Origin of the sequence: Lentzea sp. NBRC 102530, from assembly GCF_030269365.1 — a bacterium.
In the GTDB taxonomy this organism is placed as follows: Bacteria; Actinomycetota; Actinomycetes; order Mycobacteriales; family Pseudonocardiaceae; genus Lentzea.
Genome location: NZ_BSTF01000002.1, coordinates 169,730 through 184,838 on the forward strand (window position 1 = coordinate 169,730; position 15,109 = coordinate 184,838).

Sequence of the window (15,109 nt, forward strand, 5' to 3'; positions counted from 1 at the left end):
GGTGTTGCGGATACCGACCAGGCGCGTACTAGCGGATGACGTCTACGAACAGATCCGCGCCCTGATCATGAGCGACGGCATGGCCCCGGGCGCCCGCGTGAACATAGACGAACTCGCCCGCCGGCTCGACGTCTCCCCGACACCGGTCCGAGAAGCCCTGGCACGCCTCGAATCCGAAGAACTGGTCAGCAGGCTCCCGTTGCGCGGCTACAGCGTGACGGACCTGCTGAACCGCAAACAGGTGGCCGACCTCTACGCCCTCCGCCTGTTGCTGGAACCCCCGTCGGCCGCACTCGCGGCGCTCAACATGACCCCGGAGTCCGCCCAGCAGATCGAGGACGAACTCGCCACCTGCCCGGCGGCCCCCGCGGACAACGCTTACGACGACTACAAGAACCTCACCGCCCACGACCAACGGCTGCACGAGCTGATCCTGCGGATCGCGGGCAACGACGCCGTCCTCCAATCGTTCATCAAGACGCACTGCCACCTGCACCTGTTCCGGCTGAACTTCCAGCAGCCGTTCGGGGTGCAGACGATCACCGAGCACAGGGCGATCGTGGACGCGCTGATCGCCGGGGACCCGGAGGCAGCGAGCGCAGCGATGACCGCGCACCTCGAGATCGCCCGCGCACGCCTGCTGGACCGGATGTAGCCAGGCCGCATTCCTGGCTGAACCGTCCAGCCGCTATCGGTGACGTGCCAGCACGAACACAACCCCGATCCCCATCGTCGCGCAGCGGCGATGAAACGACCCGTCCCGCCCGAGGTCTGCCCAACCACCGCACCAGGTGACACACCTACGTAGCCGGCCACCTACGTAACGACTACCGACGCGAACCAGCCACCCCGAGAGCCAATCTGGCTCTCGTGACAACACGAACTGCGCCGACGCGAACGGCAAGGGCGGTGGTCCTGGCCTCCGCCACTCTCACGATCATGGCGGCGGCGATCATCGCCCCCAGTCTGCCCGCGATGGGCGAGGTGTACGGCGAGGGCGTCCTGATCCGCCTGGCCCTCACCATCACCTCCCTGGCCATCGCGGTCAGCGCACCGGCGGCGGGCCTGCTGGCCGACAAGACGGGCCGCAAGCCACTCCTCACGGCAAGCCTCGCCCTGTACGCCACCGCGGGCACCGCGGGCTACTTCGTCACGAACCTTCCCCTCCTCCTCACCACCAGAGCAGTCCTGGGCCTGGCAGTGGGCGGCATCATGACCGCCGTCAGTGCCCTGATCGCAGACTGGTTCGAGGGCAGCGAACGCAGCAAGTTCCTCGGCTACCAGCAGGCAGCGGCAGGCCTCGGCGGAGTCGTGTTCCTCCCGCTGGCGGGCGTCCTGGCGGCCCAGGACTGGCGCCTGCCGTTCTGGCTCCACAGCGCGGCGGCACTGATAGCCGCGGCAGCCGCGACGGGTCTCACGAACGAACGCCCACCAAGCCGCACCAGGACGACCGGGCCGTTCCCCAAAGAGGCCCTGGGCATCTACGTCATGGCGCTGATGGCCACCCTCATCTTCTACATGGCGCCGACCCAGCTGCCGTTCCTGCTGAAGTCGATGAACGCCACCCCCACCACCATCGGCGTGGTCATCGCCGGCAGCACCGCGAGCAGCGTCGTCGGCGCCCTGCTCTACCCAAAACTCACCACGACCCGCACCACGGCGATCAGCGTCGGCCTGCTGGGCGCGGGGTGGCTGGTGATCGGCTACGCCCCGAACACCGCCACCGTCACCGCAGGGCTGCTGATCGGCGGCCTGGGCGTGGGCCTGGTGGTCCCGAACCTCAACACCACCCTCGCCGACCTGGCCGAACCGGCCCAACGGGGCCGAATCCTGAGCGGCCTGGTGGCGGGCATCTTCCTGGGCCAGTTCCTCTCACCGCTGGCACTCGAACCAGTCGTCCGCGTCACGGGCATCGCACAGGCGTTCACCTGGACCGGCGCGGCAACCATCGCAGCAGGGGCAGTACTCGCCCTGACCTACAAGGAGAAGACAGCATGATCTACCACGGCAACCGCTTCACCCTGCGCAAGGACGCCTCGCCCGAGCAGATCGAGGAAGCCCTGGAAAGCCTGCGCCACCAGGGACGCGTCATCCCGAGCGTCAAGTCCTTCGTGGTCGGACGCGACCACGGCGGCGAGTACGAGTGGGGCGCCACGTTCGTCATCGAGGACCTGGAGGGGTACTGGGAGTACCTGATCCACCCCGCGCACCGCAACACCGACCGCGTCGGACTGCCCCTCGTCGACAAGTTCGCGTCGTTCGACATCACCGACGACGAGGACCCCGAGATGGGCGCGAAGATCGCCGCCCTGCACCAGAAGCGCTACGACGCCGATCCCGAGCTCACGCAGCTCGTGTCGGACCTCGGCGAGTACACGGGCAGCGCCGCCCCCGGACACCACGGAGACAGGTGATGCAGGCCTGGATCGACCTGTGGAACGGCGACCTCGCTCAGGCCGGCGACATCGTCACCGAGGACTTCGTCTGGCACGTCGCACCGCTGACCGGCGGCCCGCAGCAGGACCACCAGGGCCGCGAGAACCTCGTCGAGTGGGTCAGGAGCTCCCACGAGAACATGCCCGGCCTGAAGTTCACGATCGACGTAGGCCCGATCGAACAGGCGCCGTACGTCGTGATCAGGTGGCTGGCCGAAGCGAACGAGATCTCCTTCCACGGCACGGACATCCTCCGCGTCGAGGACGGCAGGATCGCCGAGTACTGGCTGAACGCCGACGGCCTGTGGGCCGCCCAGCAACTCGGTCTCCTGCCGCACAACTAGAACAGCCCGGCCAGCTGACGACGTGAGTTGATGCCCACCTTGCGGTAGATGTTCCGCAGGTGGGCATCGACCGTGCGGGGACTCAGGAACAACCGCGCCGCCACCTCCTTCGAAGTGGCCCCACCAGCCACCAGCCGAGCGATGTGCGTCTCCTGCATGGTCAACGACTCGGCGACGTCAGCCGAACGGCTCCGCGCCACCTCCCCGGTCGCTCGCAACTCCAGAGCCGCCCGCCCAGCGAACGCCTCCATCCCCACCGCAGCGAACAACTCGTGCGCCGACCGCAGCTGAACCCGCGCATCGACCCGACGCCCGGCCCGCCGCAACCACTCCCCGTACAAAAGATGCGCCCGCCCCAGATGAGGACGAGCGGCAGAAGCCGACAGCTGCTCCACGGCCGCAACGAAGCACTCCTCGGACCCGGTCACCAAAGCCGAGGCACAGGACGCCACACCGGCGGCCCACGAAGTGGCGCAAGGGGAAGTCCGGGCCACGAGATCGTCCAAAGCCCGAGAGGCCAACTCCGTCTCACCACACCGCATCGCCGCCTCGACCAGTTCGGGCAACGCGATCCCGGCGAGGTAGAGGTCCCCGGGTTCGACGGCGGCACGGGCAGCGGCCAGCGCCGCCGGGTAGTCGCCCAGGCCGTTGTGCAGCACGGCGGAAGCCCAGTGCGTGTTGGCGACCAGCACCCCGGCCCGCCGCGACGAGTGCTCCGACTCCGCCAGCACCGCGTCCTTCTGCCCCCGGAACGCCGCCAGGTGCAACCGCGGATACCGCAGAGGAGCCATCCCGACGGCGTCCGCGACGGCCTCCTCCTCGGCGATGGCCGACACCGCCGCCCCGAACTCCCCGCGCAGCACCGCCCCGGTCGCCACCTGCGCGAGGCCGAGCCGCAGCACGAACGGCGACCCGGCCTGCTGCCCGGTCTTCATCAGCCAGTCGGTGACCGCGGAGTGCACCTCGGTGTCCCACAGCTCCCCGGCGAGCATCGTGGCCAACGCCGGATGCCGGGTCCACGCTCGATCATCGGAGGCGAACACCCGGCGCAGCAACGGAACCGCGGCCGCGTGTCCCTCGTCGGCGAGGAGCACCAACGCCTCCAGCGCGTCCGACCCGCGTTCGAGCGCCCGAGCCTCGCGCACGACGGCGTCCATCACTCCGGAAGGCCGTCCGAAGGCCAACGCGAGCTCAAAAGCGTCCAGCACGCGATCACGAGCCTCGGCACCGGAAACCCGGCGCGCGGCGCGGAGGACGAACGACGGCCCGTCGTTCGACTCGCTGCGCACGAAGGCGATCCGCCCGCGCACCAGGTCAGCCCGGGGATCATCGGCCGGAAAGCTCGTCAGCAGCTCGGCGGCGTCGTCCACCGCACCGGCGTCGAGCTTCGCCTCGGCCGCCGCCACCGTGCGCGCGGCCCGCAGCGAGGGGGAGACCGACAACGCCGCCGCCCGTTCCAGGAAGGCCGCCGCCGCTGCCACTCCACCACGGGCCCGGGCGCGATCGGCGGACCGCTCCAGGTCCGCGGCCAGCGCGTCATCGGGCCCGGTACCGGCCTGCGCGCGGTGCCACACCTGCCGGTCGGGGTCGGTGCGGGCATCGGTCACGGCGGCCAGCGCGAGATGTGCCGCCTGCCGTTCGGTGGGAGAGGCCGCCAGGTACACGGCCGAGCGGGCGAGCGGGTGGCAGAACCGCACCCGCGTGGAGATGCCGACCAGCCCGGACCCCTCGGCCTCGACCCCGGCGGAGGCCACCTCGATCCCGAGCCGTGCGGCCGCGGCCCACAACAACCCGGGCTCCCCGGTCGGGTCGGCGCTCGCCACCGTCAGCAGCAGCCGGGCGTCCGCCGGCAGGGAGGCCGCGCGGTCCTGGAAGCTGCGTTCGACCAGGCTCGGCACCGACGCGACGTCCGGCATGGCGAACCCGCCCGCCTTCGGCAGTTCCAGCAACGCCAACGGGTTCCCGCGCGCCTCCGACAGCAGGCGTTCGCGCACCTTGTCGTCCACCACGGCGGACGACAGCAACGTCCGGGCGTCGGCGTCGGCCAGCCCGCGCAGCTCCAGCCCCGGCAACGCGTCCAACTTGGACGGACCGGACCGCGCCGAGAACACCAGCACGACGGCCTCGGCGGCCAGCCGGCGCCCGAGGAACGCGAACACCCCGGCCGACGCCTCGTCGAGCCAGTGCGCGTCGTCCACCAGGCACAGCACCGGCCCGGAGCGGCTCACCAGGTCCAGCACGGCCATCCCGACCCGCACCACATCAGGCTTTCCGATGGCCAGGCCGAACGCGACGTCGAGCGCCTCCCGGTGGTGACCGGAGGAGGAGTCCAGCAACGGCAGGCACAGCTGGTGCAGCGCGGCGAACGGCAGCGAGGTCTCGAACTCCGACCCGGACGCCTCGACCACCCGGAACCCGGCCGCCGACGACCGCACGTGATCGAGCACCGTGCTCTTGCCGATGCCCGCCTCCCCGCGCAGGACGAGGGCGCCACCCCGGCCTTCGAGACCGGCGGCGAGCATCCCGGACAGACAACGGATCTCGTCGTCCCGCCCGAGCAGCGAGGGGGTGGTGAGCGCGTCCATGAACGCACCGTATGCGAGGCCTACCGAGACGCGTCACCCGTTCGGCCCACAACCTGAGGTGGATGGGTAGTCGCCTGAAGTCGGATGCGTCCTCATCAAGAAGTTCAATAGCCTCACCAGCACATGATCACGAGGGGGAACTTGTGATGAGACGTGTTCTGGCGGCCACCGGCGTGGCCGCACTGGCGGGTGTGATCTTCACGGGGGTACCGGCCCAGGCGGCGCCGGGAGCGACGCTCCTCGCCGACACCGACCGCAGCGGCACGGTCGACTGGGCCGACCAGTCCGGCAAGACGAGGTGGACGCAGGGCAGGGGAGCGATCTTCCTGCCCAACCTGGACGACGACGCGAAGCGCTGCGAGGTCACCGAAGAAGACCTCCGGGACCGCGCCATCGCCGTCGACGAACGGCTCGCGGCCTGCAACGACGCCCAGGACGACGTCCTCAACGGCGCACGGGACGCCCAGGACTTCGCTCCGCTGCGCACGATGCCGCGCAACACCAAAGCGGACGGCACGATCGAACTCGGCGCGAACCAGGGCCGCTACGCCCGCCTGTGGGTCGAACGCGACGGCACCTGGACGTCCCTGAACGACAAGGGCACGCTCACCGCCGCCGAACTGCGCAAGGGCGTCAAGCTCGGCCTCGAGGGCAAGGACGTCATCCGGGACAAGGCCGTGTGGGACGGCACCGTCACCGTGACGCTGAGGACCGGCGGCAGCGCGGACTCCGTTCAGCTCCGGGTCGCCCCGCTGATCCTGCAGAACGACCTGAAGGCACCGAGCAAGGTCGTCACCTCGAAGCCGATCAGCCCCGGCCTCGACACCGGCTACCCGCAGTTCGTCGCGGGTCTCAAGGCCGCGATGAAGGCCGCGCACCTGCCCGACGAGGCGTTGCAGGTGGTCGCGAACGACGACCGGTGGTTCCAGGACATCTTCGAGCCCACCACGGCGTCCATGCCGGGCCCGAACGGCGAGCCGCAGGTCATGCGGGTGCTGTTGCGCAGCGCCAACTACCGGCCGGGCATGGAGTTCGAGGGCGTCCACCACCCGCCGGCCCTGCGCCCCGCCGGACGCGTCGTGTTCAGCGCCCTGCGCGGCCCGGACGTCGGCGTCGTGCAGCAGTACACGGCCGAGCGCGGCCCGGAGGTCGACGACAGCCTCAACTCCACCGGCAACTACGAGAGCCTGCCGCCGTACCGGGGTCACGAGCTGGGCCGGCCGCTGTTCGGCAGCACGCAGGCACGCATGCCCGACCCGACGTTCGCCAAGATGATCGGGGACCAGTACGCCGAGCCGGTCGTCATCGACACGTCGTGGCTCGCCGTCGGCCACTCCGACGAGACCGTGCACGCCATCCCCGCCCGCAACGCCCGCGGCTGGACGTTGATGGTCGCCGACCCGAGGCTCGCCCTCGACGTCCTGCGCAAGGCCACAAAGGACGGTCACGGCAGCGCGGTCCTGTTCGAGGGCACCGGTGAGCGGGACAAACCCACGATCGACCAGGCGCTCGCCGACCAGGACTTCCTGGCCCGCAACGAGACCGCGGCCAAGCACATCGACACCCAGCTCGCCGTGCTCACCAGGGAGACCGGTCTCCAGGACCGCGAACTCGTCCGGGTTCCCGTGCTGTTCCAGGAGTTCCGCTGGCCGCAGCTGGCCGCGGCCGCCGACGAGCTCACCGCATCCGGCCGGATCACCCGCGAGCAGCTCACCGCGCTGGGCGAACGGATGCGCACCGGCCAGGCCCCGGACTCGATCTTCGTGGCGCACTCGGCGGGCATCCCGAACGGCATCTCGCTCGGTGGCGGTGTGTTCGGCGCACCGGACCCGCACGGACCGCGCGTCGGCGGTGTCGACCTGTTCAAGACCAGGACGGAACAGGCGCTGACCGGCACGCCGGTCAAGATCAAGTGGGTGGAGGATTGGGACTTCCTGCACGCCGGTGCGGGAGAGGTGCACTGCGGGACCAACGCGTTCCGCGAGCCCACCAGGGCGGACTGGTGGCGCGCCTGATGGAGTCACAGGGGGTTTCACCGGGATGAAGAGGCTGAGCCTCGCGCTGGCGGGTGCCGCCAGCGCGGTTTTCCTGATGGGCACGTCGGTGGCGGCGCCACCGGAGCAACCGACGGCGCAGGAGGGCGCCACCTACGTCTACCGCGTCCCCGCGCCGCTGGGGCAGAAGGCGCAGGACCTGCTCGCTCGCGGGTTCGACGTCCTCGAACAGCGCGACGGCGACGACCTGTTCGTGCTGGGGTCGAAGACCACCCACACCGACCTCGCCAACGCCGGTTTCGCCGGCAGGGTCGAGTCGGTGATGGCCCCGCCGTCGGCCGAGCAGAAGACGCGGGGCAGTGGCGTCACCGAGACGTACTACGGCGGCTACCGCACGGTGAAGGCGCACCACGCCCACCTCGACCAGGTGGCGTTCAGGTACGCGGGCCTCGCGAAGGTCGTCGACTACGGCGACTCGTGGCGCAAGACCCAGGGCGCCGGCGGGTACGACCTCAAGGCCGTCTGCCTCACCAGGCGCGCCCCCGGCGACTGCAAGCTCACGCCGAACGCGCCCAAGCCGCGGATGGTGGTGTCGGGCCAGATCCACGCCCGCGAGATCACCACCGGTGACATGGCGTGGCGCTGGATCGACCACCTGACCCAGGGCTACGGCAAGGACCCCGAGGTCACCGCGCTGCTCGACACGACCGAGGTCTGGGTCATCCCGATCGCGAACCCGGACGGCGTGCAGATCGTGCAGTCCGGCGGCGACTCGCCGAAGTTGCAGCGCAAGAACGCCAACCACACCAACGGGCCGAAGGACTGCCCGACGACGCAGGACCCGAACGCCCAGATCGGCATCGACGTCAACCGGAACTTCGACGCGCAGTGGGGTGACAACGGCACGTCGTCCGACCCGTGCCACCAGGTCTACCGCGGGCCGAGCCCGGACTCCGAGGTCGAGACGAAGGCGCTGGAGAAGCTCTTCCGGTCGCTCTTCAAGGACACCCGCGGCCCCGCCGTCACCGACCCGGCGGATCCGAAGACCCGGGGCATGGTCGTCACCATGCACGCCGCGCTCAACGTCGTGCTGCTGCCGTGGGGTTACACCACCACGCCGTCGCCGAACGACGGACCGCTGCGCGCGATGGCGAAGGACATGGCGCAGCTCGCCGGACCCGAGTGGCAGTACGGCCAGCCGGGTGAGCTGCTCTACACCGCGGGCGGCTCGATCGACGACTGGGTGTACGGCGAGCTCGGCGTTCCCCACTACACCTGGGAGATCGGCAACTGGGAGGGCGAGTGCACCGGGTTCCTGCCCGCGTACTCGTGCCAGGACGGGCACTGGGCCGAGGTCAGGCCGATGCTGACCTACGCCGCGAAGAAGGCCGCCAACCCCTACGGCGGGTGACCGACCGGATACCCGTACGGATGTCCTGCGAACGCGTTTCCCGGACACCCCGTACGGGTATCCGCCCGGCATGGACCGCGGCATGACCATTGACTTCGGCTTCGACATCGACTTCGACGACTCGGCGGCGCGGCAACTGAGGCGCTACGTCCGCGAGGTCGTCACCGGGCTCGGCCTGCGCGGCGACAGCTCGTGCTTCGAGTTCACCCCGCTGCCCGGCGCCTACATCGCGCTGGAAGGACGGCTCGCCGACCACCCCGACCACTACGTCGCGCTCGTGTGGAAGGAGAGCGCGGGCTGGTCGGTCGCGATCGAGGACCGGCTGGGGGAGCTCGTCGAGGTGGCCCGGCTCGAAGGCCTGCACCCCTCGCCCGCGTCGGTCGTCGCCTGGGTGAGGGAACTGCTGCACGGCGACGAGCGGTCAAACCGTGACTTCGCCGCGTTCCTCCCGGAGCCGAGGACCGCTTTGTCCTGACGCGCGTGGGAACGAGGAAGGGCCCGGTGTCCGCCGTCTTCGGACACCGGGCCCTTCCGTCCCTCCACCTACGCGGGCACGGTCCACCGCTGGTTCGCCCCGCCCGTGCAGTCCCAGATCTGCAACTTCGCGCCGTTGGCGTTGTTGTTGCCGATCACGTCGAGACACTTGTTGCTGCCGGCGTTCACCAACGTGCCGCCGGACGCGGTCCACCTCTGGTTCGGACCGCCGAAGCAGTCCCAGAGCTGCACGGCCGAGCCGTTCGCCGTGCCGTTGCCGGTCACGTCGAGGCACTTGCCCAGCCCGCGCACCGTGCCGTCCGAGGACAGCGTCCACGTCTGGTTCGGGCCGCCGAAGCAGTCCCAGATCTGCGGCAGGGTGCCGTTGGCGGTCGAGCCGTCCGTCACGTCGAGGCACTTGCCGCCCAGACCCGTGATCTGGCCGGTGCGGCCCGTCGGCGGCTGACCGGGGTCGAGCGTGCCGGGCCAGGTGAACGTCGCCATCGCACCGGACGGCAGGGTGTAGCCGAACGTCTGGCCGTTGTACTGCACGCGGAAGTTCTGCTGACCGCCGGTGTTCAGCGCGACGAGCACGATCTGGCCGTCGGGGTTGCGGAAGGCGACGTTCTGCACGCCACCCTCGCCGAAGCCGGTCGAGTCGATGCGCACCGCGCCGGGCTTCACGAACTTCGACAGGTGGCCGAGGACGTAGTACTCGGCGTTGTACGTGACGTTGCCGCCGGAGGTGGTGACGACGCCCGTGCAGTTGGTGCAGCTGCCGATCACCGGGCCGTTGTTCTGGTCCAGCGCCATGTTCCAGATCGCCACGGACCGCGCGTGGTTGCGCGTCGCGCCGATCGCCAGGTTCATGCCCTGCCAGCGCAACGTGTCGCGGAACGTCGCGGCGTCGTTGGCCGACCGCGTGCCGGAGCACTCGGTGAAGAAGATGTCCTTGCCGGGCTGGTTCTGCTTCACGATGGACTGGCGGTCGGGGGTGCCCCGGTAGCAGTGCCACGCGGAGCCGATCACGTTGGCACCCGTGCCGTTGTTGACGGTCTGGGCGTAGTCGACGACGTCCCAGTTGTGGTCGTAGCCGAGGATGCGGGCCTGCTCACCGGCCGCGCGCAGCTTCGGGACCAGCGTGTTGATCACGTTGACCTGCTGCTGCGGCGACATGTACATGCCCGGGTAGCCCGGCGGCTCGAACAGCGGCTCGTTCTGCACGCTCAGGTAGTCGATCGGGATGCCGGCGGCCTTGTACGCCTGGGCGAACTTGACCAGGTAGTCGGCATACACCCCGATCCGGCTGTCGTTGAGCGAGCCGGTGATGAGGTTGTTGTTGTTCTTCATCCACGCCGGCGCGCTCCACGGCGTCGCCATGAAGGACACCTGCGGGTTGAGCTGCTTGGCCTGCTGGAGCAGCGGCAGGATGTACGCCCGGTCGTGGTCGATGGAGAACCGGGACAGCGACGGGTCCGCCGCGCCGTCGTTGTAGGTGTAGAAGTTGCGCGAGTAGTCGCTCGCGCCGATCGGCTGGCGGACGAAGCTCAGGCCGATGCCGCTGGACGTGTTGAACAGGTTGTTCATGATCTCGTTGCGGCGCGGGGAGTTGAAGATGTTCCACGCCGCCGAGTCCGTGAACGAGGCGCCGAAGCCCACCATCGACTGGAAGGTGGAGTTCGGGTTCACCGTGATCGTCGAGCCGCTGCCACCCGAACCGAACGTCACGTCCCCTTGCCTGGTGAGTGCGTTCGACTTGTCAGCGGTCGTCAACCACACGCTCGCGTTGGTCGCCGCGGTGGCGGCGGGGGAGGACACCAAGGTGCTTCCCACCGTCACCACGGCCGCCGCCAGCGCGATACCGCGCCAACGTGCTGTCATCTTTGACATAGCGCTCCTTGCAGGGGTGTAAGCGCCCGATAGCAGTTGTTCAGTTGTAGAGCCGGAAATCGGCGATGCTCCACCAGTTGCTCGCGCTCCCGGTGGACGTGATGCGGACGTAGCGCGCGCTGGTGCGGCGCACGTCGATGGTGGTCAGCTGGCCGACGCCCGCACCGGACGCGATCGTGCGCCAGCTCGAGCCGTTGTCGCTGACCGAGAGTTCCCAGTCGCGGGCGTAGTCGCCGAGGTTGCCGCCGGAGTCGACCGCGACGCGGCGGAAGTCCTTGCGGCGCCCCAGGTCGACCTGGAGGAACTGACCGGGGGCCTGGGCTCCGTTGTTGGACCAGCGGGTCGAGGCGTCGTCGTCGATCGCCGCCGCGCCGTCCGGGGTGGCGGTGGCACCGGCCAGCGACACGGCGTCGAGCCGGCTCCTGTGCTGGGTGGTCCAGGTGAACGTGGCCAGCGCGCCGCCCGGCAGGGTGTACTCGAACGTGCGGTCGCCGACGCTGACCGCGAACGAGCGCGGGTCGTCGTTCTGGTTGTGCACCACCAGAGCCGTGGAACCGTCGGGGTTGCGGAACGCGGCGTCCATGATCTGGCCGTTCCAGCCGGTCGTGCCGAACGAAGTGCTGGCGATCCGGCGCGCGCCCGGCTTCACGAACTTCGACAGGTGGCCGATCGTGTAGTACTCCGCGTCGGTGACGACCGAGCCGTCCGGCTGCACGGTGACGAGGCCGGTGCAGGTGTTGCAGCCACCGAGGTGCGGGCCGCCGGTGCTGTCGAGCGCGATGTTCCAGTTGACGGCGCTGCGGGCCCAGTTGCGGGTGGTGCCGAGCACGACGTTGCGGGCGTGCCAGCGCAGCGTGTCGCTGAAGACCTTCGCGGGCGGGTCGGTCGCGCCCTTCGAACCGGAGCACTCGGTGAACCAGATGCCCTTGTCCGGGAAGGCGTCGTGCAACGCGGTCTGCGCGCTCGGGTCACCGTAGTAGCAGTGGTAGGCCGTGCCCGCGACCCACTTCGCCGCCTTGGACCGCAGGACCTGGTACGGGTAGTCGGCTTCCGCCGTGCCGTCGTTGGGGTGCGTGGCCCAGTTGTGGTCGAAGCCGAGGATCTTGGTGCGCGGGCTCGCGAGCCTGAGCTTCGGGCCGAGCGCCTCGATCACCTGGACCTGCGCGGCGACACCCATGTCCGTGCCGGGGTAGGCGTCGGGCTTGCGGTTCTGCGGCTCGTTCTGCACGGACAGGAAGTCGATCGGCACACCGGCCTTCGCGTACGCCTGCACGAACTTCACGAGGTAACGCGCGTACGCGTCGTAGATCTTCGGGTCGTCCTTGAGCTTGCCGCCGACCAGCGAGTCGTTGTCCTTCATCCAGGCGGGCGGGCTCCACGGCGTGGCCATGATCTTGATCTTCGGGTTGAGGCGCTTGGCCTCGCGCAGCAACGGCAGGACCTTCGCCTCGTCGTGGCGGATGCTGAAGTGCCGGAGCGGGAAGTCAGTCTGGCCCGCGGGCACGTCGTCGTAGGTGTAGTGCTCCTTCGCCGCCGTGAAGTCCGACGAACCGACGGGCTGGCGCAGGAAGCTGACGCCGATGCCGTTCTTCGGATCGAAGAGCTTGCGCATGGTCTCGGCGCGGACGGCAGGGGCCAGGCCCGCGAGGACCTCGGCGGACGAGTCCGTGATGGACGCGCCGAAGCCGTCGATCTCCTGGTAGCGGCGGTCGGGGTCGACCACGATCGTCGGGTGCGCCGACTCGCTGGTGCCGAACGTGACGCGGGGGCGTTCGTGCATCAGTTCCGCCCGGTCCGGGGTGGTGACCCAGACGCGGACCTGCGGAGCGCTGGTGGCTTCGGCGGCCGGTACGGCGGTGAGGCCCACTACCAAGGCGACGATCGCGGTTGTTCTCATTGACGTCCTCACGACATGTAACACGTCTAGATCACTGTGAAACGCTGGTGTTTCAGGATGAAACACCGGGGTGTGCCGATCGTCAATGGTCTGGCCGAGTTCCGGTACAGTGACCTGGTGGAACGCAAGATCGAGAACGTGAAACAGCGCGCGAGCCTGCGGGACATCGCGGCGGAGACCGGTGTCTCGATCGCGACCGTCTCCCGCGTGCTCAACGATCATGTCAACGTGGCCCAGCGGACCCGTGACCTGGTCCTGCAGGCCGTGGAACGGCGCAAGCAGGACGCCGTCCCGCCACGCACGCGCACGGTCTACGTCCGCTGCCCGTACGTCCTCACCGACTACTTCGGCCTGATCGTGTCGTCGATCGCCGAAACGCTGAAACTGCACGGCCTGCGCATGCTGCTGGACGCGGGGGAGTCGGGCCAGGGCTCCGCCGCACTGCGCGCGCTGCCGGACATGGCCGACGTCGACGCGGCGATCCTCATCCTGCCGCCCGAGGAGGGCGACGACCTGCTCGCGCTGACCCGCGCCGGCTACCCGTTCGTCGTGGTCGACCCGCGCATCCTGCCGCTGCCCGACATCGCCTCGGTCTCCGCCGCGCACTTCGCGGGCGCGCGAGCCGTCGCCGACCACCTCATCGCCCTCGGGCACCGCGACATCGCCGTGATCGCCGGACCGGAGGAGTGGCTCGCCGGCGACGCCCGCCTGGCAGGCCACCGCGCGTCACTGGCGAAGGCCGGCGTGCTGCTGTCGCCGGACCGGTTGCGGCACGTGGAACCCACGACCGCGCACGGCAAGGCGGCCGCCGCCGAACTGCTGGCGCTGGAACCCCGCCCGACCGCGGTCGTGTGCTTCAACGACAAGGTCGCCGTGGGCACGTTGCAGGCGGCGCGGGAACGCGGTCTGCGCGTACCGGAGGACCTGTCCGTGGCCGGGTTCGACGACATCGACCTGGCCGAGGCGACCGACCCGCGGCTCACGACGGTGCGGCAACCGTTGCAGGAGATGGGAAGCATCGCCGTCACGCAGCTCATGCGCGTGCTGGACGGGCACCAGCCGGAGGCGTTGCACATCGAACTGGCGACGACACTAGTGGTGCGGGACTCGACGGCCGCGCTCTAGTGCACGACGGCCCAGGTGCGGTCGGCCGGGTCGACCAGCACCTGAAGGCTTCGTTCGCCGCGGTAGTGGTTGCACTGGTGGCGCACCTCGAAACCGCTGTCCTCCAGCGGAACCCACAGGGTGAGGTCGTGCGTGACGGACTCACCGTCGAAGTCCTTGGTGCTGTTGCGCACTTCGGCGCTGGCGGTGGTTCCTCCGGCGCGCAGGGCGGTGGACCTGGTCGCGGACGTGCCGGCCGAGGACCAGACCCTGACCATGACGGCGACCCCGGCGAGCAGGGCCAGCTCCCAGAGGACGGTCGCCCACCACGGGCCGTCCGAGAAGGCGACCGCGATCATGCCGGCGGCCAGCGCGACCGCCGTGGTGCCCGCGAACGCTCGTTGGGCGACGGCGGTGGCCGGGTTCGTCAGGACGATTTCGACCGGGGTCGTGGTCACCCGGAGATCCTAGTGGCGTGGCTCAGAACGTTGCCGGACGGACTCGACCGCCGGCTAGTGCACGACGGCCCAGGTGCGCGTGGTGGCGTCGAGCAGCACGGTGACCTGTCCGCCCGTCAGCACGGCGGTGCACTCGGACCGGCTGCACCGGTGGCGGTCCTCGAAACCGCCGCCCGGCACCGGGATCCGCAGCGTGAGCTCGTACATGATGGCGTCACTGACGTCGAACACGGTCTTGTCGGTGACCTCGCCCCGCACGAGCGTGCCCGCCTCCCTCAGCGCGGCGGTCTGGTCGGCGTCGTCGGACGCCGTCGTCCACAGCGCCAGCATGCCGAACACGACCACGAGCAGTCCGAGCTCCCACAGCACGATCGCCCACCACGCCTGGTCCGAGAAGGCGACCACGACGCCGCCCGCGACCGACGCCGCGATGCTGATGGCGGCCAGCGCGCGCTGGACCCGCGCGGAACCGCGGTCCGTCAGGACGACTTCGACAGGGTTCGTGGTCACCGGCCGA

The 15,109-nt window shown here is 69.8% G+C and carries 13 protein-coding genes; 8 read left to right on the plus strand and 5 right to left on the minus strand.

The window, feature by feature from the left end; all coding sequences use genetic code 11:
* The first annotated feature begins 4 nt into the window (after positions 1–4).
* The 4 genes from QSK25_RS04340 (at position 5) to QSK25_RS04355 (ending at position 2,779) form a co-directional block, all read left to right on the plus strand.
* On the plus strand, positions 5–655 hold the full coding sequence (locus QSK25_RS04340) for a GntR family transcriptional regulator (protein WP_285633184.1): 651 nt from the start codon (positions 5–7) through the stop codon (positions 653–655).
* Between the two features lie 254 nt (positions 656–909).
* Positions 910–1,998, plus strand: coding sequence for an MFS transporter (locus QSK25_RS04345; RefSeq protein ID WP_285635213.1), 1,089 nt, complete (start codon positions 910–912; stop codon positions 1,996–1,998).
* Positions 1,995–2,414, plus strand: coding sequence for a Dabb family protein (locus QSK25_RS04350; RefSeq protein WP_285633195.1), 420 nt, complete (start codon positions 1,995–1,997; stop codon positions 2,412–2,414). Before QSK25_RS04345 ends, QSK25_RS04350 begins: the two co-directional genes overlap by 4 nt.
* Complete coding sequence (locus QSK25_RS04355; protein ID WP_285633198.1) at positions 2,414–2,779, plus strand: ester cyclase; 366 nt, start codon at positions 2,414–2,416, stop codon at positions 2,777–2,779. Before QSK25_RS04350 ends, QSK25_RS04355 begins: the two co-directional genes overlap by 1 nt.
* On the opposite strand, the gene QSK25_RS04360 is transcribed toward QSK25_RS04355, so the two are convergent.
* Positions 2,776–5,364, minus strand: a complete 2,589-nt coding sequence (locus tag QSK25_RS04360; RefSeq protein WP_285633201.1) for an AAA family ATPase — start codon at positions 5,362–5,364, stop codon at positions 2,776–2,778. The genes QSK25_RS04355 and QSK25_RS04360 overlap by 4 nt on opposite strands.
* Positions 5,365–5,510: 146 nt before the next feature.
* Between QSK25_RS04360 and QSK25_RS04365 the strand changes: the two genes are divergently transcribed.
* From QSK25_RS04365 to QSK25_RS04375, 3 genes are all read left to right on the plus strand, one after another.
* Positions 5,511–7,379, plus strand: a complete 1,869-nt coding sequence (locus QSK25_RS04365; RefSeq protein WP_285633204.1) for a protein-arginine deiminase family protein — start codon at positions 5,511–5,513, stop codon at positions 7,377–7,379.
* 25 nt (positions 7,380–7,404) lie between these two features.
* The gene (locus QSK25_RS04370) at positions 7,405–8,769 is read left to right on the plus strand and encodes a M14 family zinc carboxypeptidase (protein ID WP_285633207.1); all 1,365 of its coding nucleotides are present in this window, start codon (positions 7,405–7,407) and stop codon (positions 8,767–8,769) included.
* 82 nt (positions 8,770–8,851) lie between these two features.
* Positions 8,852–9,244 carry a DUF6292 family protein gene (locus QSK25_RS04375; protein ID WP_285633209.1) on the plus strand — a complete coding sequence of 131 codons (393 nt, stop codon included), beginning with the start codon at positions 8,852–8,854 and terminating at the stop codon, positions 9,242–9,244.
* A gap of 68 nt (positions 9,245–9,312) precedes the next feature.
* On the opposite strand, the gene QSK25_RS04380 is transcribed toward QSK25_RS04375, so the two are convergent.
* On the minus strand, positions 9,313–11,124 hold the full coding sequence (locus tag QSK25_RS04380) for a ricin-type beta-trefoil lectin domain protein (RefSeq protein ID WP_285633212.1): 1,812 nt from the start codon (positions 11,122–11,124) through the stop codon (positions 9,313–9,315).
* A gap of 49 nt (positions 11,125–11,173) precedes the next feature.
* Positions 11,174–13,030 carry a discoidin domain-containing protein gene (locus tag QSK25_RS04385; RefSeq protein ID WP_285633215.1) on the minus strand — a complete coding sequence of 619 codons (1,857 nt, stop codon included), beginning with the start codon at positions 13,028–13,030 and terminating at the stop codon, positions 11,174–11,176.
* Positions 13,031–13,147: 117 nt separating this feature from the next.
* Here QSK25_RS04385 and QSK25_RS04390 point away from each other — a divergent pair, with 117 nt between their 5' ends.
* Positions 13,148–14,155 (plus strand): LacI family DNA-binding transcriptional regulator, encoded by a 1,008-nt coding sequence (locus tag QSK25_RS04390; protein WP_285633218.1) that lies wholly within the window; start codon positions 13,148–13,150, stop codon positions 14,153–14,155.
* On the opposite strand, the gene QSK25_RS04395 is transcribed toward QSK25_RS04390, so the two are convergent.
* Positions 14,152–14,592 carry a hypothetical protein gene (locus QSK25_RS04395; protein WP_285633222.1) on the minus strand — a complete coding sequence of 147 codons (441 nt, stop codon included), beginning with the start codon at positions 14,590–14,592 and terminating at the stop codon, positions 14,152–14,154. The genes QSK25_RS04390 and QSK25_RS04395 overlap by 4 nt on opposite strands.
* Before the next feature lie 54 nt (positions 14,593–14,646).
* A complete protein-coding gene (locus tag QSK25_RS04400; protein ID WP_285633225.1) occupies positions 14,647–15,102 on the minus strand; it encodes a hypothetical protein in 456 nt (151 codons plus the stop codon).
* Between the last annotated feature and the right edge of the window lie 7 nt (positions 15,103–15,109).

Excerpts from the sequence above, each read along its gene's own strand:
- QSK25_RS04350 (WP_285633195.1), top strand. The coding sequence starts at position 1,995 with ATGATCTACCACGGCAACCGCTTCACCCTGCGCAAGGACGCCTCGCCC.
- QSK25_RS04355 (WP_285633198.1), top strand. The coding sequence starts at position 2,414 with ATGCAGGCCTGGATCGACCTGTGGAACGGCGACCTCGCTCAGGCCGGC.
- QSK25_RS04360 (WP_285633201.1), bottom strand. The coding sequence starts at position 5,364 with ATGGACGCGCTCACCACCCCCTCGCTGCTCGGGCGGGACGACGAGATC.
- QSK25_RS04365 (WP_285633204.1), top strand. The coding sequence starts at position 5,511 with ATGAGACGTGTTCTGGCGGCCACCGGCGTGGCCGCACTGGCGGGTGTG.
- QSK25_RS04370 (WP_285633207.1), top strand. The coding sequence starts at position 7,405 with ATGAAGAGGCTGAGCCTCGCGCTGGCGGGTGCCGCCAGCGCGGTTTTC.
- QSK25_RS04375 (WP_285633209.1), top strand. The coding sequence starts at position 8,852 with ATGACCATTGACTTCGGCTTCGACATCGACTTCGACGACTCGGCGGCG.
- QSK25_RS04380 (WP_285633212.1), bottom strand. The coding sequence starts at position 11,124 with ATGACAGCACGTTGGCGCGGTATCGCGCTGGCGGCGGCCGTGGTGACG.
- QSK25_RS04385 (WP_285633215.1), bottom strand. The coding sequence starts at position 13,030 with ATGAGAACAACCGCGATCGTCGCCTTGGTAGTGGGCCTCACCGCCGTA.